The following is an 18,988-nucleotide window of genomic DNA, read 5'->3' as shown; positions in this document are numbered from 1 at the left end:
AAACGTTTGAATTTAACATATTTTATTAATTTATGATAATCGTAACCTGAAAAGTGCTTAATGTTTGCTAATTTTACACTTTAATACTTAAATAATGCCAAAAACAATAAAAAAAGTAGGTGTTCTTACGTCAGGAGGAGACTCACCTGGAATGAATGCTTGCAATTAGATCAGTTGTTCGAACTTGCGCATATCATAATATAGAATGCATCGGAATTTATAGAGGGTATCAAGGAATGATTGAAGGAGACTTCAAAGAAATGGGACCCCGAAGCGTAAATAATATTGTAAACAAAGGTGGAACGATCCTAAAATCGGCTCGTTCAGTTGAGTTTAGAACCCCAGAAGGTAGAAAAAAAGCACACGAAAATCTTTTAAAAGCAGGAATTGATGCTTTGGTGGTTATTGGTGGAGATGGAAGTTTTACTGGAGGTTTGATTTTTAATTCAGAATATGATTTCCCAGTTATGGGAATTCCGGGTACAATTGATAATGATATTTTTGGTACGAGTTTTACTTTAGGTTACGACACTGCCTTAAATACTGTTGTAGATTGTATTGATAAAATTAGAGATACAGCAAGTTCGCATAACCGTTTATTCTTTGTAGAGGTTATGGGTAGAGATGCTGGTCACATTGCGCTTAATGCAGGTATTGGAGCAGGAGCAGAAGAAATTCTTATTCCTGAAGAAGACTTAGGTTTAGATCGTCTTTTAGATTCACTTCAAAAAAGTAAAGCTTCAGGAAAATCATCAAGTATAGTAGTGATTGCTGAAGGAGATAAAATTGGTAAAAACGTATTCGAATTAAAAGATTATGTTGAAGCTAATCTACCAGAGTACGATGTAAGAGTATCTGTTTTAGGACACATGCGACGTGGTGGTTCTCCATCTTGTTTTGACCGTGTTTTAGCAAGCCGTTTAGGAGTAAAAGCAGTAGAATCTTTAATTGAAGGAAAATCAAATTATATGGTTGGACTTAAAGAAGATAAAGTGGTTTTAACGCCGCTTGAGCAGGCTATTAAGGGGAAATCTGAAATAGACAGAGAATTATTAAGAGTGTCTGACATTATGTCGACATAATCCAATATAAAAGTTTAAAAGAAGAGAAGTTTATTGTGAGGAAATTAGACTTTGAAATAGTGTAATAAAAACAAAAGCAAAAATTTAGTAAAATGTCAAAAGTAAAATTAGGAATAAACGGATTTGGACGTATCGGAAGAATCGTTTTTAGAGAGTCTTTCAATAGAGATAATGTAGAAGTTGTTGCAATCAATGACTTGTTAGATGTAGATCACTTAGCTTATTTATTAAAATATGATTCAGTTCACGGTCGTTTCGATGGAACTGTAGAAGTTAAAGAAGGAAAACTTTACGTAAACGGAAGAAATATCCGTATTACTGCAGAAAGAAATCCTGCTGATTTAAAATGGAACGAAGTTGATGTTGATGTAGTAGCTGAATGTACTGGTATCTTCACAACTATCGAAACTGCAAATGAGCACATTAAAGGTGGTGCTAAAAAAGTAATCATTTCTGCTCCATCTGCAGATGCTCCAATGTTTGTAATGGGAGTAAACCACGAAACTGCAAAAGCTTCTGACTTAGTTGTTTCTAACGCTTCTTGTACTACAAACTGTTTAGCTCCTTTAGCTAAAGTTATTCACGATAACTTCGGAATCGTTGAAGCTTTAATGACAACTGTTCACGCTACAACTTCAACTCAAATGACAGCTGACGGACCTTCAAGAAAAGACTGGAGAGGTGGACGTCTTGCATCAATCAATATCATTCCTTCTTCAACAGGTCTTGCAAAAGCGGTTGGAAAAGTAATTCCAGATTTAAATGGAAAATTAACTGGTATGGCTTTCCGTGTTCCTACAGCTGACGTTTCTACAGTGGATTTAACTGTAAAAGTAGCTAAAGAAACTTCTTATGAAGAAATTATGGCTGTTTTGAAAAAAGCTTCAGAAAACGAATTGAAAGGTATCTTAGGATATACTGAAGATGCAGTTGTTTCTCAAGATTTTATTTCAGACAAAAGAACTTCAATCGTTGATGCTACTGCTGGAATTGGTTTAAATTCAACTTTCTTCAAATTGGTTTCTTGGTATGATAATGAGTACGGATACTCAAGCAAATTAATTGATTTATCTGTACATATTGCAGGTTTAAAATAATAATAAATATTTTTGAAAAATCCCGTTATCCAATAGCGGGATTTTCTTATTTTGTTACCTCTATGATTAATGTAGAAAATACACTTTTGAATTAGTAATAGGGAAGACCTAATCCAAAAACAAAAAAAAATGAAATTAATAGTTGATAGTGGATCTACTAAAGCCGATTGGATTGCAATTGATGATAATGGAAAAGTATTATTCACGACACAAACCCTAGGATTAAATCCTGAAATTCTTGACGGTCCGGAAATTATCGAAAGATTAAACGATCGTTTTGATATTTTACAAAACAAAAAAAATGCTACTCATTTATTCTTTTACGGTGCCGGTTGTGGTACTGATAGAATGAAAACAGCACTATCACAAATTTTCCAAGAGTATTTCGTTAACGCTATTGTTGATGTTCAAGAAGATACTTATGCGGCAGTTTACGCAACAACTCCAAAAGGACAAGAAGCAATTGTTTCTATTTTAGGAACTGGTTCTAACTGCAGTTATTTTGATGGAAAAGTATTGCATCAAAAAGTTCAGTCATTAGGATATATCGTTATGGATGACTGCGGCGGAAATGTTTTCGGAAAAGAATTAATTAGAAAGTACTATTTTAATAAAATGCCTAAGGAATTAGCTTCTGAACTTGAAAAAGAATATGATGTTGATCCAGATTTTATTAAAAATAAATTATATAAAGAACCAAATCCAAATGCTTACTTAGCAACGTATGCGAAGTTTTTAATTAAGCACAAAGACACTGAGTTCTGCAGAAAAATTATCTTTAAAGGAATGAAATCTTTCGTTAAGAATTACATTCAGCAATTCGATAACTGTAAAGAAGTTCCAGTTCATTTCGTAGGTTCTATTGCATTTTATTTGAAAGATGAGTTACAAGAGACTTTCAATAAATATGAACTTCAATTAGGGAATGTTTTAAGAAGACCTATTGATGGATTAATTGCTTACCATGTCGCTAATCAATAGTTCTGGTTTTATGGAAATTGCCATTATTGCTCATGATGGAAAAAAAGCTGATTTAATTGATTTTTTAATTAAAAATGAAGCTGTTTTACACAATGAAAAAGTAAGGCTGATTGGTACAGGGACAACTGGAGGAAAAGCTGAAGCGACTGGATTTAAAACGCAAAGAATGCTTTCTGGTCCTCTTGGAGGCGATGCGCAGATTGCAGGAAGAGTAGCGGAAGGAATAACTCAAATGGTTTTCTTTTTTAAAGATCCACTGTCAAGTCATCCGCACGAAGCTGATATTAATATGCTGATTCGTGTTTGTGATGTACATAATGTCATGCTGGCAACCAATGAAGCAACGGCACAATTATTATTAGATGCTATTGCACAGCAATTATAGAAATTTCAACATTTACATTTTTTGGCAGACAAGCCACTTGAACCGTTTCACGAGCTGGAGCGGTTTTTTCGTTAAAATAGGAACCGTAAACCGTGTTTATTGCTCCAAAGTTATTCATCTCCATAATGAAAATAGTAGCCTTTACTACATTCTCAAAAGTCATCCCTGCAGACTTCAAGAATTGCGGCAATGTTCTGCATAACCTGATTGGTTTCGTCATTAATATTGTCTGTAATCAGTTCTCCTGACTCAGGATTAATTGCAATTTGTCCAGAAGCATAAAGTGTATTTCCAGATAAAACGGCCTGATTATAAGGTCCGATTGGAGCCGGAGCTTTCTCGGTAAAGATGATTTTTTTCATAATAAAGTTATTTGATTCGAAAGTAGTTTATCTATTAGAAACGCTTCGTTTGTTCCATTTAATATCACTAAGCATACCAGATTTAATACCGATGAAGAAATTCCAGTTAGAGTTTGTTCCAAGCGGTACGCCAGTTAAATGCCATTCTCCAGCTCAATAAGTCTCTTTCAAAACGGAATTGAGTAAAAGTAACACCTTTTTGTACAAAGTCATAACCAGTAGAAACCCCGCCTTTCCATTTCGGCGTAATATCTGTATTGATCGAAACCATTAGAGAGTTTCCTGAAATTTCATTTTGTCTTCCCGTATTTGAGTATGTAAGGGAGTAAGCTAAAGTCATATCCCATGGAATTTTCGAATTAAAAAACTCCGTAATTACATCTTCTTTTTCAGGTTCATCGACAAACTGGCTGTTACGGCTGTCATTCAAGTCGGTATTTGTACCAAACAAATCATCGCTTCGACCTCCATTCCGCTGACTCTGTGTATTTTTTCTCTTTGCCGGTGCCCTTATTTGAAAACGAATAATTTACAGTTACATTCGCACTGGTTAATCGAAATAAACTTCCTCCATTATCAATGTTGAACTTATTGATTTTTTGGTTACCACTATCAAGCGCATAAGGATCAAGTGTTGCGCCAAAATTCATGTTCATTTTATTGTCAAAAAATTGTGTTCCACCGCTTACTAAAACAGGTCGCCATGCAAATGTTGATGTTCCATCAGCATCGAAGTTGTAACTTGTGCTCAAGTTTAAGTTGTTTAACAGCATTATCTTTTTTAGGCTCTGTTTTTGTGCTGTCTCGATCTCTAACTTTGGCTTCAAAAGTATTGCTTAATGCAAAACCGACAATGTTAGAATTTTCTTTGCTTGGCTGTCCAAAAATACCATTCTCAAACCTTGTATATTCATTAGTTATTCTTCCAGTTGCATCAACTGCATAAGTGTCGTAATAACGCTCAAAACTTGGGGTGTAAGCATAAGTTATACTCGGACGCATTACGTGTCTAATAGACTGTATTCTTTTATCTTCTCCAAAATTAAAAGTTCCGTAAATAGTAGTTCCTAAATTGGTGCTGAAATTGTAAGTTCTAAAAGAATCAAAACCATTTACAGGTGTATCTACAGATTTTCCTTGAGAGGGATCGTAGCTTTTATCTATAGTTTTATTAACCCATGTTTCTTGATAAGTAGTAGAAGCTCCAGCACTAAAATATTTAAAAAGCTTAAAGTTCGTACTCAACGGAATAGTGTCTTCGCATTCCTAACTGGGCATCGTTAAACATCTGCGGTTTAAAAAATAATGAATCTTTTGTTTTAAAGTAGTTTTTACCACTTACGCTGTATTGAAGGTTAATGTTTTTAATAAAACCTTTTTTAACGCCATTTTTACCAACAAAAGGATATACACGGTCAATACTTCCCTGTAAAGATGGAAGTGTCATAATAATGTCTTCTGTCTGCGTATTTTGACTATGTGTTGCAGATAACGCAATACGAGAACCAGGAATCGTATTAAAAGTTTTGTTGTAGGTAATAGAGGAACTTAAAGTATTATTTAAGTTCGATCCAATATTGGCTTGGTTGATAGACTGCTTGAAGTATTTACTACTACCCATGTTAACCGATGCTGAAAAGGTTGAATTAGGGTTTGATTTTGTGTCTTTAGAGTGCGACCATTGAATGTTGTAAATACCTTGTTTTGTATAATCCGGATAACCACGCTCACTATTAATAAGATTTTCAAAACGAACATTGATATTTCCGCGATACTTGTATCTTGTAGCATACGCCGATTCAAAACGCATGGCGTAACTTCCATTGGTATAATAATCTCCAAGTACGGTTAAATCATAATTATCGCTCAATGCAAAGTAATAACCTCCATTTTGCAATGAAAAACCTCTTGTATTCGAATCGTTGTAACTTGGAACTATAATTCCTGAAACGCTTTTTTCTTGACTCAAAGGGAAGTATCCATAAGGTAATGCTAGTGGAGTAGGAACATCAGCAATAACCATTTGAGTTAAACCTGTTACGATTTTTTTTCCAGGAACAAATTTGATTTTTTGAGTTCGGAAATAATATTCTGGATGATCAATATCATCGGCAGTGGTAATAATGGCATTCTTTAAATAATAAACAGAATCATTTTCTTTTTTAGTAACCGCTGACTTTTATGTTTAATTCACCTTGTTTGGTTCTTGAATTGTAAATTAAAGCTTTTTTTGTTTTGAAATTAAAACGGATAGAGTCGGGTTGTACTTCGCTTGATCCTTGTTTGAAGTTTGGATATTGAGTTAAAACTCCCGCAGAATCTTTAATTCTTCCGGCGTAAACTTCATCTTTTTCGTAATTAAGAACAATTATACCAGATTTTAATTCAACATCTTTATAGTATAATTCTGCCTCATTATACAAAGTGATCGTTTTTCTCTTTTGATCTATCTTCGCATAATCTTTAGCCTTGTATCGCACCTTTCCGTCCAAAAAAGCTTTTTTCGGTTTTACGGTATCAAGCTTTATAGTGTCTGTAATTGCTGGAGCTTCTTTATCTGTTTGTTTTACAGCAGGTAAAGGCTTTTTTTTATTTTTTATTTCTTGCGAATATAAATTACCACAACCTATAGTTAGGAAAAATGATATTAAAACGATATTAAATAAGTTTGTATGCAAAGGTTTAAATGCTATTTTTGTAAAAGTATGGCGTGTTTTTTGACATGTCAAACTTACATATAATTTTTTGGCAAAAATAATCAATTCTAAAAATTATAACTGTCTGCATTTTATTAAAATTAACTTTTAGATTTATGAATAGAATTAACAAATTTAAGGTAATATTTACTTTATTTCTAACGATACTGTCTTTTTATGCTCATAGTCAGTCAAATGTGTTTAAGGTGACTTTGGATGCCGGACACGGAGCTCATGACTTTGGAGCAGTTTATAGCGACAGAATTGAAAAAAATATTGCTTTAGCTATTGTTTTAAAAGTGGGCAAAATTTTAGAGCTTAACCCAAATGTAAACGTAATTTATACTCGTAAGACCGATGTTTTTATAGATTTGGTCGAAAGAGCAAATATTGCAAACAGAGCAAACTCAAATATTTTTGTTTCTATTCACTGTAACGCAAATAAAGTTACTACTGCGGACGGAACTGAGACTTATGTAATGGGATTAAGTAAAGTTGCCTCTAATTTAGAAGCCGCGAAAAAAGAGAACTCGGTAATTACTTTAGAGAAAGATTATCAACGTAAATATGAAGGATTCGATCCAAATTCTCCTGAATCAATGATCGGAATGACTTTAATGCAGGAAGAATATTTGGATAACAGTATTTCATTAGCAACTAAAATTGAAGATAACTTTGAGAAATTAGGTAAAAAACTTCGTCAAGGCGGTGTAAAGCAAGCGCCGTTTATGGTACTTCATAAAGCATACATGCCGAGAGTTTTGGTTGAAACAGGTTTTGTTTCTAATCCGACAGAAGGAAATATTTTAAATTCAGAAGAAGGACAGGACGACATTGCGAGAGCAATTGCCGAAGCGATCTTAAGTTATAAAAGAGAATATTTTGGATCAGGAGCACCAGAAGTCGCTGAGAGTAGACCAGTAAGAGATACTTCAACTCCAGTAAAACCAAAGACTGCGGCTGTAACAGTCGCGAAGAATGCCCCAAAAGGAACATTTTTTAAAGTACAGCTAATAGCAAGTATCAAAAAAACACCTTTAGAACCAAAAAACTTTAAAGGACTTAAAAATGTATCAATGCTATATGAAAACAATATTTATAAATATTTCTACGAAGAAACTTCAAGTTACGAAACAGCGCAAAAATATTTGCAAGAAGCTAAAAGTAAAGGGTATGGCGCAAGCATTTTTAGTGGCAACCAAAGATGGAGAAAAAATCAATATTCAGGACGCAATTAAATAATAGGCGCAAGTTCGAATATTTATATTAATTTTGTATAAACACTTAGAATTTTGAAACTAACAAGAGAAATTAAAACGGCTATATTAGTCATCGCATCGATTTTATTATTTATCTGGGGATATAGTTTTTTAAAAGGCAGAGACCTTTTTACAAATTATAAAGTATTATATGCTGAATATGATAATGTTGAAGATTTATCAGCATCAGCACCAGTAACACTTAACGGACTTGCGATTGGTAAAGTAAATAAAATTACAATTGACGAAGTAACAGGTAAATTACTAGTTGAACTTCAATTAAAAACTGATTTTCCAGTTTCTAAATCAAGTACAGCGACAATCTATTCCCCAAGTTTAATTGGAGGAAAGCAAATTAAAATTGTTCCTAACATGGCTGATAAAGAATTAGCTGAAGACGGGCAAAAATTAACTTCTACTGTAGAACTGGGCCTGACAGAATCATTGGGAGGGAAAATAGAGCCAATTCAGCAGAAGCTGGATAAAATGCTTGTAAATATTGACGTTCTAGTTACTGGATTAAACAATACTTTAGATAAAACTACGCAAGAAAACCTAAAGAAAACAATTGCTGAGTTGAGTCAGACTATGCGACAATTTCATAGAGCTTCTGGAAGTTTGAACAATATTTTGGATACCAATAAAGGTCAAATTAATAGTGCAGTGTCAAACTTGAATAAAATGTCAAGTAACTTTAATAAGATATCAGATTCTTTGAATAAAGCAGATTTAGGAAAAACAGTTCGTAATCTTAATCAGGCTTTGGCAAAAGTTGATGGCTTAATGAATAATTTAAATTCTGGTAAAGGTACTGCAGGTAAATTATTAAATGATGATGCGCTTTATAATAACTTAGCTAAAACTTCAAAAGAGCTTGAATTGTTATTGCAGGATGTACGTCTTTATCCAACGCGTTACGTAAACGTTTCTCTTTTTGGAAAGAAAAATAAACCATACGTAGCACCGCCAGCAGAAGAAACAAACTCAACAGATAAAAAATAATTATAAATGAGTTATTTAGATAATATTTTATTCGCAATACTTCTTATAGTAGGTTTCGGTTTTTTTGCGGCGAGCGTAAAAAAAAATCATCCGAAATATAAATTTGGGAGTTGATGTAGATCGAAAAGATAATCCTAAAGCTCGTTGGAAAAACATGGCATTGATTGCTCTTGGGCAGTCAAGAATGGTGAGACGCCCTGTTGCTGGAATACTGCATATCTTTGTATATGTTGGTTTTATAATAATTAATGTCGAATTATTAGAGATTATTATTGATGGACTTTTTGGAACACATAGAATTTTTGCTCCTTATTTAGGTGTAGTTTATGATGTTTTAATTGCGTCATTTGAAATATTGGCAATATTGGTAATTTTTGCGGTTACCGTATTTTGGATTAGAAGAAATTTTATCAGACTGAAACGTTTTATTCATTCTGATTTAAAAGGATTTCCCAAAAGCGATGCCAATTACATTCTGTATTTTGAAACCGTTTTAATGATTTTGTTCTTACTAATGAATGCCGCAGATCTTCATTTACAAAATGTTCCAGGCGGTGTTTTTCATAAAGCAGGAAGTTTTCCAGTAAGTCAGTTTATTGCACCGATTTTTAATGGTCTGTCAAATGAATTGGTAGTGCTTTTATTTGAAGTGTTCTGGTGGATGCATATTGCAGGTATTTTAGTTTTTATGAACTATTTATACTTCTCGAAACATTTACATATTCTTTTGGCTTTCCCAAACACCTATTTTGCAAACTTGAAACCAGAAGGGCAGTTTGATAATTTAGAATCTGTAACCAAAGAGGTGAAGTTAATGATGGATCCAAATGCTGATCCGTTTGTCTGCGAAGCACCGCCTGCAGATGAAAATGCTTGCGCCATCTAAATTTGGAGCAAGTGATGTTCAGGATTTAAACTGGGTTCAGTTGTTAAACGCTTACACGTGTACAGAATGCGGACGTTGTACATCTGCTTGTCCAGCAAATCAAACAGGTAAAAAATTATCTCCTCGTAAGATTATGATGGATACAAGAGATCGTTTAACTGAAGTTGGAAAAAATATTGATGCTAATAAAGGTGTTTTTGTTCCAGACAACAAAATGCTTTTAAATGATTATATCACTCCAGAAGAATTATGGGCTTGTACGTCTTGTAATGCTTGTGTAGAAGAATGTCCGGTAAATATTAGTCCGTTATCTATTATTATGGATATGCGTCGTTATTTGGTAATGGAACAAAGTCGTCGCTCCAATGTCATTAAATGCGATGATGACTAATATTGAGAATAATGGCGCTCCTTGGCAGTACAGCCAGCAGGATCGATTGAACTGGAAAAACGAAAATTAAAATAGTGTTTAATCGGTTAATTGTTAATTTGTTTAATCGTAATTAGGGTTCGACAAGCTTGCGATTAACAATTAAACAAAATCAACGATTAACTTTTTAATTGATTGAATAAAATATTATAGGTTTTTAGTGGGTTATAGTTAGGAGTACGATTAACCAAATAAACGATTAACCGATTTAACAACAAAAGAAGATGTCAGAAAGTTTAGTAGTGCCAACAATGGCAGAAATGCTAGCCCAGGGAACACAGCCAGAAGTTTTATTTTGGGTAGGTTGCGCAGGGAGTTTTGATGATAGAGCAAAAAAAATTACTAAAGCATTTGTGCGTATTTTAAATCGTACGAATGTTTCTTTTGCGGTTTTAGGTACAGAAGAGAGTTGTACTGGAGATCCTGCAAAAAGAGCTGGAAATGAATTTTTGTTTCAAATGCAGGCCATGATGAATATCGAGGTTTTGAATGCTTATGAAGCAAAAAAAATTGTTACCGCTTGTCCGCATTGTTTTAATACGTTAAAAAATGAATATCCTGAATTAGGCGGTAATTACGAAGTAATTCATCATACAGAATTTTTGAAATCATTAATTGATGATGGAAGGTTAACTGTCGAAGGTGGACAATTTAAAGGAAAGAAAATAACTTTTCATGATCCTTGTTATTTAGGAAGAGCAAATAAAGTTTATGAAGCGCCGAGAGATTTAATTCAAAAGTTAGATGTTGAATTAGTCGAAATGAAACGTTCTAAATCAAATGGTTTATGTTGTGGGGCAGGCGGAGCACAAATGTTTAAAGATGCCGAACCTGGAAACAAGGAAGTAAACGTACTTCGTACAGAAGATGCTTTGGAAGTACAGCCGGATATTATCGTCGCGGGTTGTCCGTTTTGTAACACGATGTTAACAGATGGAATTAAACATGCACATAAAGAGGGAGAAGTAAAAGTAATGGATGTTGCAGAGTTAATTGCTAATGCGCAAGATCTTTAATTTGTTAGGTTCTAAGGTGCTGAGTTTCTAAGATTCTCAGGTTTTTAACTTGAAACCTAAAACTTGAAACTTTCAAAAAAAAAAACAACAATCTAAAATCTAAAATTAAAAAATGTATATACCTTTTGAAGATTTACCTGGTGAATCCAGAGTTTGGATTTATCAATCGAACAGAAAATTTTCTGAGGAAGAGTTTTCTGAAATCGAAACTGATTTAAAAGCTTTTGTAGAACAATGGGACGCACACGGTACCAGTCTTGAAGCTTCTTTTTTATTGAAATATAACAGATTTATAATATTGGCTGTTAATCAAGATGTTCAGGTCTGCGACGGGTTGTTCTATAGATAGTTCTGTAGAATTTATCCAAAGTTTGGAGAAGAAATATAATGTTGATTTATTGGATAAAATGAATGTTACTTTTAAAAACGGTGAACATATCGCTCATAAAACATTAATCGATTTTAAGAAAATGGTTAAAGATAAATCGGTTTCTGAGAATACGATTGTTTTTAATAACTTGGTTAATAATATTGAAGAATTCAACGAGTCTTGGGAAGTTCCTGCCGCCGACAGCTGGCACAGTAGATTTTTCTAAGAATCGCTTATGATATTTTAAAAGGCATGAAATTTTAGATTTTGTGCCTTTTTTTGTTTTATACTTTTTTTTTGTCATTCAAGGATGACAAAACTGAGTGAAGCTATTCAACAAATTGTACCGTGTGAAAAATAATAGAACTATTCAAAAAGATAATTCAGAAATTCAAAAGTTGGATTAAAATCTTTTATCAAATCAATTTTTCTTACCCTAATCCATCCTTTCAATTGTTTTTCTCTTGCAATTGCTTCTTGGATCCAAGTGAATTTCTCGTAATACACCAAAAATTCAATGCCATACTTAGAAGCGAAGGTTTTAACATTATTTTGAATCTTTTCCTTATGCTCGCTTAGTCTTTCTCTTAAATTTTGAGTTACCCCAATATAGAACGTTGATCGATTTTTGTTTGTAATAATATAAATATGGTAGGTATGATACCCATCTTGAGGATTAAATATTTTTACTTTTTTATAAGAATATACTTGTTTTATTTTTTTGTCATCCTGGGGAACGAAGGATCACACTAGAAACTCAATAAGGTAATTCCGTAAAGTAAAATAGTCAATCTTTGTCGATTCCCGAGTGTGATCCTTCGTTCCTCAGGATGACAAACCGTGCGAAGTATGGAAAAAGTAAACAACCAATCTTTGTCGATTCCCGAGTGTGATCCTTCGTTTCTCAGGACAACAAAACCGTGTTAGTTATGGAAAAGTAAAGAACTAATCTTTGTCGATCCCCGCGTGTGATCCTTCGTTCAGAATGACAAACTGGGGTTAGCTTTGTAAAAGTTTTACACTTTGACAAAGTTGGCGCTAGTAAGTTCTTATAAAAACAAAAACGTCTAATCTAGCCCCGATGGGAGCGTTATCCTTTTTCTGTTCTCGTTTCTTTAACGAGAACAGAAAAAGATATAGCGGACAGCGGGACTAATGGTTCTTTTGGAAATAATTGTCTCGCTCATCGAATTATTTATCAACTATAATTAATCTAATTTTGTCAAAAATCTAACAATTTAAAAGGCTATTTAAACGCTATTTTTGAGTATTTTCGTAGAATTAAATTTAATACATGAAAATAGCAATAGTTTGTTATCCTACTTTTGGCGGTAGTGGTGTAGTAGCTACTGAGTTAGGTCTTGAATTGGCCAGAAGAGGACACGAAATACATTTTATCACATACAGTCAGCCAGTTAGATTGGCTCTTTTAAATCCGAATGTTCATTATCACGAAGTAAATGTTCCGGAATATCCTTTGTTTCATTATCAGCCTTATGAATTAGCGCTATCGAGTAAGTTGGTAGATATGGTGAAGTTGTACAAAATAGAACTTCTTCACGTGCATTACGCGATTCCACACGCTTACGCAGGTTATATGGCAAAACAGATGTTGAAGAATGAAGGGATTAATCTTCCGATGATTACAACGCTTCACGGAACGGATATTACTTTGGTTGGAAATCATCCTTTTTATAAACCGGCAGTAACTTTTAGCATCAATAAGTCGGATTATGTGACTTCGGTTTCGCAAAGTTTGAAAGATGATACGTTGAAGTTATTTAAAATCAAGAATAAAATTAAGGTGATTCCGAATTTTATTGAACTTGATAAAGTTAAAAAAGATCCATTGGCGCCATGTCATCGTTATGTAATGGCAAATGAAAATGAGCGTATTATAACGCATATTAGTAATTTTAGGAAAGTAAAACGTATTCCAGATATTATTAAGATTTTCTATAATATTCAGAAAGAAATTCCGGCTAAACTAATGATGGTTGGTGATGGACCTGAAAAAGAAAAAGCGGAAATTTTATGTCAGGAATTGGGGATTTTAGATAAAGTAATTTTCTTTGGAAACAGCCATGAAATTGATAAAATTTTATGCATGACCGATTTGTTTTTGCTTCCTTCTGAAACGGAAAGTTTTGGTTTGGCGGCTTTAGAAGCTATGGCGTGCGGTGTTCCTGTAATTTCTAGTAATTCGGGTGGTTTGCCTGAGGTGAATTTCGATGGTTTTTCGGGGTATTTAAGCAATGTTGGAAATGTTGAAGAAATGGCTGAAAATGCGTTGAAAATCTTGAGAGATGATACGGTATTGAATCAATTTAAAGCAAATGCGCTTGAGGTTGCTAGAAAGTTTGATATTAAAAATATTCTGCCTAAGTATGAGGCTTTGTACCAAAAAGCAGTTGATGACTATAAATATGAAAAGCATTAATTTTAAAAAGAAATAAATGAAAAAAGTAATTTCTGTATTAGCGGTTTTTGTTATGATTTCTTGTGGTGTAAAGAAAACGGAAGAGTCGAAAGCTTTGTATGAGGTTTTGACTACGCAGTCTAATGGCGGACAATATTAAATTCTTCGAGATTTTGACTGAGCCAAATGAAATTAAAATGCTTGAAAACGATCCGATTTTAGCTGATAAAATGAAGAATCCTAACGTTCATGATTATAACTATGTAATCTTGAATATGGGGGAGAAAAATACCAGCGGTTACTCTATTGATGTTGAAAAGGTAGAAGAAACGGATAAGAATATCATTATTACAGTAAAGGAAAACAGTCCTGCTCAAGATGCAATGACAATGCAGGTAATTTCATATCCTTACACTGTGGTGAAAATTCATTCTAAGAAAGAAATTATTATTAAGTGATTTAAGTTTTTTGGTTATTAGTTCTTAGTTCTTAGTGATTAGTCATTAGTTCTTAGTTATTAGTCATTAGTTCTTAGTTCTTAGTGATTAGTGATTAGTCTTTAGTATTTAGTCTTTAGTATTTAGTCCTTAGCGATTGTTCTTAGTGATTGGTTCTTAGTGCTTAGTCTTTAGTCTTTAGTAGTTAGTTCTTAGTGATTGGTTCTTAGTCTTTAGTAGTTAGTGATTAGTTCTTAGTCTTAGTAATTAGCTATGGTTATGAGTTTTATGATTTAAATGTCAGGCTGAGCGAAGTCGAAGCCCTTTTTTATATCTTAATGCCTTTGACTTCTCTAACGGAAACTTAGTTTATTTAAAAGCATAAAAAAAACCTGTCGTTTATAAGCGACAGGTTTCTTTTTACAATTATTTTTTAATTTTATTTTAGAATCTGAATTTAACGCCTAATCCAACGTCGAATCCAAAGTTGTCATCGTCATAATATCCTGAACCAATTTCTGGTCTAGCATCTAACGATAGTGTAATTGGCACTTCACTAAATCTATATTCAATACCAATATCTCCAGCAACAAAAACGTAAGTTCCGCTGTCATTATATCTGAAATTGTTGTTGTAGTAATCGTAATCCCATGCGACAACACCTCCACCGACACCAGCGTACCAGTTAAAACCTCCATCGATGTTCCAAACCCATTGGTAAAGAGCAACACCTTTAACAGCGTCTACATCTCTGCTGTTTCTCCAGCCTAAATCAAATTCAAGTCTGTTTTTTTGGCTTAATCCTAGTTGGTATGATACTTCACCTCCAAATCCGTTATTGTCTCCTAAACGTAAACCTAGGGCATGTTTCGAAATTTCTTGTGATTGAGCCGTAAACGCTAATCCTAAAAGCATCATGGCAGATAAAATGATTTTTTTCATAAAATGGTTAAATTAATTTTTTTCAAATGTATAATTACAGTCCAAGACAAAACGTATAAAATTTTTGAAAATTGTTATATAATTCACATTTTATAAATTTTAGATTCATAAAATTGTTAAAAAAAGTATTTGTAGTATAAGTTATTTTAGGATTATGGAAGATATTAATTGTGATGTTAAGATGTCTTCCATTTCAAATAAATTCTCTTCCTCTGCAAAATTTGTCGCTTTATAAGAGAATAATTTCCAACGTTTTTTATGGTATTCCAATGCTGTCAAGTTTTCTACCCAATCGCCGGAATTAAGGTATAAAGTCGATCCGTGTTTGTTTTCTTTAGTCATGATTTTTGGTTCGTGTATATGACCGCAGATTACGTAATCGTAATTTTTTTCGATTGCTAAATCGGTTGCAGTAGTTTCAAAATCAGAAATAAATTTAACGGCTTTTTTAACGCTTGCTTTTATTTTTTTGGAAAACGAATAAGGTTCGCGTCCTAATTTTGACAAACACCAGTTTACAAATCGATTGATTAGAATTAAATAATCATATCCTAATCCGCCTAATTTTGCAATCCATTTCGAGTGCTGTACGGAAGCGTCAAAAACATCTCCGTGAAAAATCCATGCTTTTTTATCGTCTAATTCTAAAACTAATTTATCGACTAAAGCAAAATTTCCCATATTCATGTCGGTAAATTTTCGAAGTATTTCGTCGTGATTTCCAGTAATGTAATACACTTTTGTTCCTTTAGAAGCCATTCCGATGACACGTTGAATGACTCTTAAATGTGCTTTTGGGAAGTACGATTTTCGAAACTGCCAAGCATCAATTATGTCGCCGTTTAAGACTAAAATTTTAGGTTTAATGCTTGAAAGATAGTTGTTTAATTCTTTTGCATGACTTCCATAAGTTCCCAAATGTACATCAGAAAGAACGACCAATTCGACATTTCTTTTTTTCAATTTTTCTTGATTTGAAGTTTTACAAATGAAAGAAATTCTGAGTCTTTTTGTTTTATCAAAAGGTTATGAAAAAGCGGATAATTTTACCAAATTGTGATTTTTATACGGTTTAATGTTTAGTTAATAATACCAGTTTTAAATTTTTTAATTTAATTCATAAAACTTACATTTGCTCAAAACAAATTACAATGGCAGGAAACAGCTACGGCACCCTATATAAAGTTACAACATTTGGAGAATCTCATGGTGAAGCATTAGGCGGTATTATTGACGGATGCCCTCCAGGAATAGAACTTGATTTTGAAGCGATTGAATTGGATATGGCCCGAAGAAAACCGGGACAGTCGGCAATTGTTACCCAAAGAAAAGAACCAGATGCAGTTCAGTTTTTGTCTGGGATCTTTGAAGGAAAGACTACAGGAACACCAATTGGTTTTATTATTCCAAATACCAATCAAAAATCAGATGATTATTCACATATAAAAGATAATTACAGACCAAGCCACGCTGATTATGTTTACGATCAGAAGTATGGTTTTCGTGATTATCGCGGCTGATGGAAGAAGTTCTGCAAGAGAAACTGCAAGCAGAGTGGTAGCTGGAGCAATTGCAAAACAAATGCTTCCAGAGATTAAATTTAACGCTTATGTTTCATCTGTTGGTCCAATTCATTTAGAAACGCCTTATCAAGAATTAGATTTTTCGAAAATTGAAAGTAATCCGGTTCGTTGTCCAGACGAAAAATCGGTCGCGATTATGGAGGAATATATTCGCGATATTCGCAAGCAGGGAGATACTGTTGGTGGTGTTGTAACTTGTGTAATTCAAAATGTTCCAGTTGGTTTAGGAGAACCTGTTTTTGATAAACTTCATGCAGAATTAGGAAAAGCAATGCTTTCTATTAACGCAGTAAAAGGTTTTGAATACGGAAGTGGTTTCTCAGGTTCTGAAATGAAAGGAAGCCAGCACAATGATTTGTATAATCCTGACGGATCTACAAAAACAAATCTTTCTGGCGGAATTCAAGGCGGGATCAGCAACGGAATGGATATTTATTTTAGAGTAGCTTTTAAGCCTGTTGCAACTATTATGCAGACTCAGGACTCATTAGATAATAAAGGTAACATTACACCAATGACTGGAAAAGGACGTCATGATCCGTGTGTAGTGCCTCGCGCAGTGCCAATTGTAGAAGCTATGGTCGCAATTGTTTTGGCAGATTTCTATTTGTTCAACAAAACATATTAATAAAAGGTAAGACAGTGAGGGTCTTATATTTTAATAATTAAAAAATAATTTAATGCAAGAAGTTACAGAAACTAAAAAAAAATCATTTCTTTCAGGATTAACAGGGCAGATTATAATTGCAATGATTCTTGGAGCTATTTTAGGAATCATATTACACAATACAATTTCGCCTGAAGCAAGACAGTCATTTAGTACTAAAATAAAAATGCTGGCAACAGTTTTTATTCGTTTGGTGCAGATGATTATTTCTCCTTTGGTTTTTACCACTTTGGTAGTAGGAATTGCAAAATTGGGAGATATTAAAACTGTTGGAAGAATTGGAGGAAAAGCTATTGGATGGTTTTTTACGGCTTCATTTATTTCTTTACTTATTGGATTATTCTACGTAAATATTTTACAGCCTGGAGTTGGTTTAAAACTGGAACATGTTGACATGGCAGCTACTTCTGAGGTAACAGGTAAAACCCAAAATTTATCTTTCGAAAACTTTGTAGAACACATTGTGCCAAAAAGTATTGTGGAAGCAATGGCAACAAATGAAATACTGCAGATTGTAGTTTTTTCTATTTTCTTCGGATTAGCAAGCGACTTCTTTAGGCGAAAAAGTAAAGCCCATTGTTAACGCTTTTGATAAATTGTCGCACATTGTTTTAAAAATGGTAAATTATGTCATGAACTTTGCTCCAATTGGAGTATTTGGAGCTATTGCGACTGTATTTGCGATTAGAGATGCTGAAGAATTGGTAATTACGTACTTTAAATTTTTCGGATCGTTTTTAATTGGTATAAGCACATTGTGGGTTCTTTTAATAGCTGTAGGTTATATTTTCTTAAAAGGAAGAATGACAGAGTTATTAAAACGTATTACAGGACCATTAGCAATTGCTTTTGGAACAACGAGCAGTGAAGCTGTATTTCCTAAATTGACTGAAGAATTAGAAGGTTTTGGAGTAAAGGATAAAATTGTTTCTTTCATGTCACGCTTGGTTATTCTTTCAACCTTGACGGAAGTATGATGTATATGACTTTTGCAAGTATTTTTATCGCGCAGTTCTACAACGTGCATCTTGATTTGGGAACGCAGATGGCCATGCTTTTAGTTTTAATGTTAACCAGTAAAGGTATTGCAGGTGTGCCAAGAGCAAGTTTGGTCGTTGTTGTGACAACTTGTGGTATGTTTGATATTCCAATTGAAGGAATTGCATTAATTCTTCCAATTGATCATTTTTGTGATATGTTTAGAAGTGCAACCAACGTACTTGGAAATGCCCTAGCGACTTCTGTAGTAGGTCAGTGGGAGGAAAATAAAGAATAAGAGATAAGAAAATTAATACTAAGAATTTGATTTTTTAGTCTTAATATCCTAGATAACAATAGAAAAGCTGTATTTTTTTATGAAATGCGACTTTTTTT

Annotated in this window: 12 protein-coding genes and 8 pseudogenes; 15 read left to right on the top strand and 5 right to left on the bottom strand. The window is 33.5% G+C overall.

Annotated features, from left to right (window positions below):
• The first annotated feature begins 94 nt into the window (after positions 1-94).
• From pfkA to ACZZ95_RS24960, 4 genes and pseudogenes are all read left to right on the top strand, one after another.
• Positions 95-1,082, top strand: a pseudogene (pfkA, locus tag ACZZ95_RS24975) (6-phosphofructokinase).
• A gap of 92 nt (positions 1,083-1,174) precedes the next feature.
• Positions 1,175-2,179, top strand: coding sequence for a type I glyceraldehyde-3-phosphate dehydrogenase (gene gap, locus ACZZ95_RS24970; RefSeq protein WP_463471148.1), 1,005 nt, complete (start codon positions 1,175-1,177; stop codon positions 2,177-2,179).
• A 129-nt stretch (positions 2,180-2,308) separates the two neighbouring features.
• Positions 2,309-3,160 (top strand): N-acetylglucosamine kinase, encoded by an 852-nt coding sequence (locus ACZZ95_RS24965; protein WP_463471147.1) that lies wholly within the window; start codon positions 2,309-2,311, stop codon positions 3,158-3,160.
• 10 nt (positions 3,161-3,170) lie between these two features.
• A complete protein-coding gene (locus ACZZ95_RS24960; RefSeq protein WP_463471772.1) occupies positions 3,171-3,545 on the top strand; it encodes a methylglyoxal synthase in 375 nt (124 codons plus the stop codon).
• Here ACZZ95_RS24960 and ACZZ95_RS24955 read toward each other — a convergent pair.
• Both ACZZ95_RS24955 and ACZZ95_RS24950 read right to left on the bottom strand, forming a co-directional pair.
• A pseudogene (locus ACZZ95_RS24955) lies at positions 3,526-3,907 on the bottom strand (Rid family detoxifying hydrolase). The gene ACZZ95_RS24960 and the pseudogene ACZZ95_RS24955 sit on opposite strands and share 20 nt — an antisense overlap.
• Positions 3,908-3,934: 27 nt before the next feature.
• Positions 3,935-6,636 (bottom strand): annotated as a pseudogene (locus tag ACZZ95_RS24950) (putative LPS assembly protein LptD).
• A gap of 83 nt (positions 6,637-6,719) precedes the next feature.
• On the opposite strand from ACZZ95_RS24950, the pseudogene ACZZ95_RS24945 reads away from it, so the two are divergent.
• The 5 genes and pseudogenes from ACZZ95_RS24945 to ACZZ95_RS24925 all read left to right on the top strand — a co-directional run bounded on the left by ACZZ95_RS24945 (position 6,720) and on the right by ACZZ95_RS24925 (position 11,792).
• Positions 6,720-7,845, top strand: a pseudogene (locus ACZZ95_RS24945) (N-acetylmuramoyl-L-alanine amidase family protein).
• 50 nt (positions 7,846-7,895) lie between these two features.
• The gene (locus ACZZ95_RS24940; RefSeq protein WP_463471146.1) at positions 7,896-8,864 is read left to right on the top strand and encodes an MlaD family protein; all 969 of its coding nucleotides are present in this window, start codon (positions 7,896-7,898) and stop codon (positions 8,862-8,864) included.
• A 6-nt stretch (positions 8,865-8,870) separates the two neighbouring features.
• A pseudogene (locus tag ACZZ95_RS24935) lies at positions 8,871-10,211 on the top strand (4Fe-4S dicluster domain-containing protein).
• 193 nt (positions 10,212-10,404) lie between these two features.
• Complete coding sequence (locus ACZZ95_RS24930; RefSeq protein WP_463471145.1) at positions 10,405-11,196, top strand: (Fe-S)-binding protein; 792 nt, start codon at positions 10,405-10,407, stop codon at positions 11,194-11,196.
• A gap of 112 nt (positions 11,197-11,308) precedes the next feature.
• Positions 11,309-11,792, top strand: a pseudogene (locus tag ACZZ95_RS24925) (ABC transporter ATPase).
• A gap of 140 nt (positions 11,793-11,932) precedes the next feature.
• Here ACZZ95_RS24925 and ACZZ95_RS24920 read toward each other — a convergent pair.
• Positions 11,933-12,208: a GIY-YIG nuclease family protein gene (locus ACZZ95_RS24920; RefSeq protein WP_463471771.1), complete on the bottom strand. Its 276-nt coding sequence runs from the start codon at positions 12,206-12,208 to the stop codon at positions 11,933-11,935.
• A 652-nt stretch (positions 12,209-12,860) separates the two neighbouring features.
• Here ACZZ95_RS24920 and bshA point away from each other — a divergent pair.
• The 3 genes from bshA to ACZZ95_RS24905 are packed head-to-tail and all read left to right on the top strand — an operon-like array spanning position 12,861 to position 14,443.
• The gene (bshA, locus tag ACZZ95_RS24915) at positions 12,861-14,006 is read left to right on the top strand and encodes an N-acetyl-alpha-D-glucosaminyl L-malate synthase BshA (RefSeq protein ID WP_095954351.1); all 1,146 of its coding nucleotides are present in this window, start codon (positions 12,861-12,863) and stop codon (positions 14,004-14,006) included.
• 16 nt (positions 14,007-14,022) lie between these two features.
• Complete coding sequence (locus ACZZ95_RS24910) at positions 14,023-14,145, top strand: hypothetical protein (RefSeq protein WP_463471144.1); 123 nt, start codon at positions 14,023-14,025, stop codon at positions 14,143-14,145.
• Positions 14,129-14,443, top strand: coding sequence for a protease complex subunit PrcB family protein (locus ACZZ95_RS24905; protein WP_463471143.1), 315 nt, complete (start codon positions 14,129-14,131; stop codon positions 14,441-14,443). Before ACZZ95_RS24910 ends, ACZZ95_RS24905 begins: the two co-directional genes overlap by 17 nt.
• Positions 14,444-14,866: 423 nt before the next feature.
• On the opposite strand, the gene ACZZ95_RS24900 is transcribed toward ACZZ95_RS24905, so the two are convergent.
• Both ACZZ95_RS24900 and ACZZ95_RS24895 read right to left on the bottom strand, forming a co-directional pair.
• Positions 14,867-15,364 carry a hypothetical protein gene (locus ACZZ95_RS24900; RefSeq protein ID WP_463471142.1) on the bottom strand — a complete coding sequence of 166 codons (498 nt, stop codon included), beginning with the start codon at positions 15,362-15,364 and terminating at the stop codon, positions 14,867-14,869.
• A 141-nt stretch (positions 15,365-15,505) separates the two neighbouring features.
• Positions 15,506-16,327, bottom strand: coding sequence for a UDP-2,3-diacylglucosamine diphosphatase (locus ACZZ95_RS24895; protein ID WP_095954354.1), 822 nt, complete (start codon positions 16,325-16,327; stop codon positions 15,506-15,508).
• Between the two features lie 188 nt (positions 16,328-16,515).
• On the opposite strand from ACZZ95_RS24895, the pseudogene aroC reads away from it, so the two are divergent.
• From aroC to ACZZ95_RS24880, 3 genes and pseudogenes are all read left to right on the top strand, one after another.
• Positions 16,516-17,575 (top strand): annotated as a pseudogene (aroC, locus tag ACZZ95_RS24890) (chorismate synthase).
• A gap of 52 nt (positions 17,576-17,627) precedes the next feature.
• Positions 17,628-18,197, top strand: a complete 570-nt coding sequence (locus tag ACZZ95_RS24885; protein WP_463471141.1) for a dicarboxylate/amino acid:cation symporter — start codon at positions 17,628-17,630, stop codon at positions 18,195-18,197.
• Positions 18,198-18,231: 34 nt separating this feature from the next.
• Positions 18,232-18,890, top strand: a pseudogene (locus ACZZ95_RS24880) (dicarboxylate/amino acid:cation symporter).
• The last annotated feature ends 98 nt before the right edge of the window (positions 18,891-18,988 follow it).

This window comes from Flavobacterium sp. AC267, from assembly GCF_979258715.1.
Note: the sequence above shows the minus strand (reverse complement) of the source record. Positions and strands in the feature narration are given on the sequence as shown.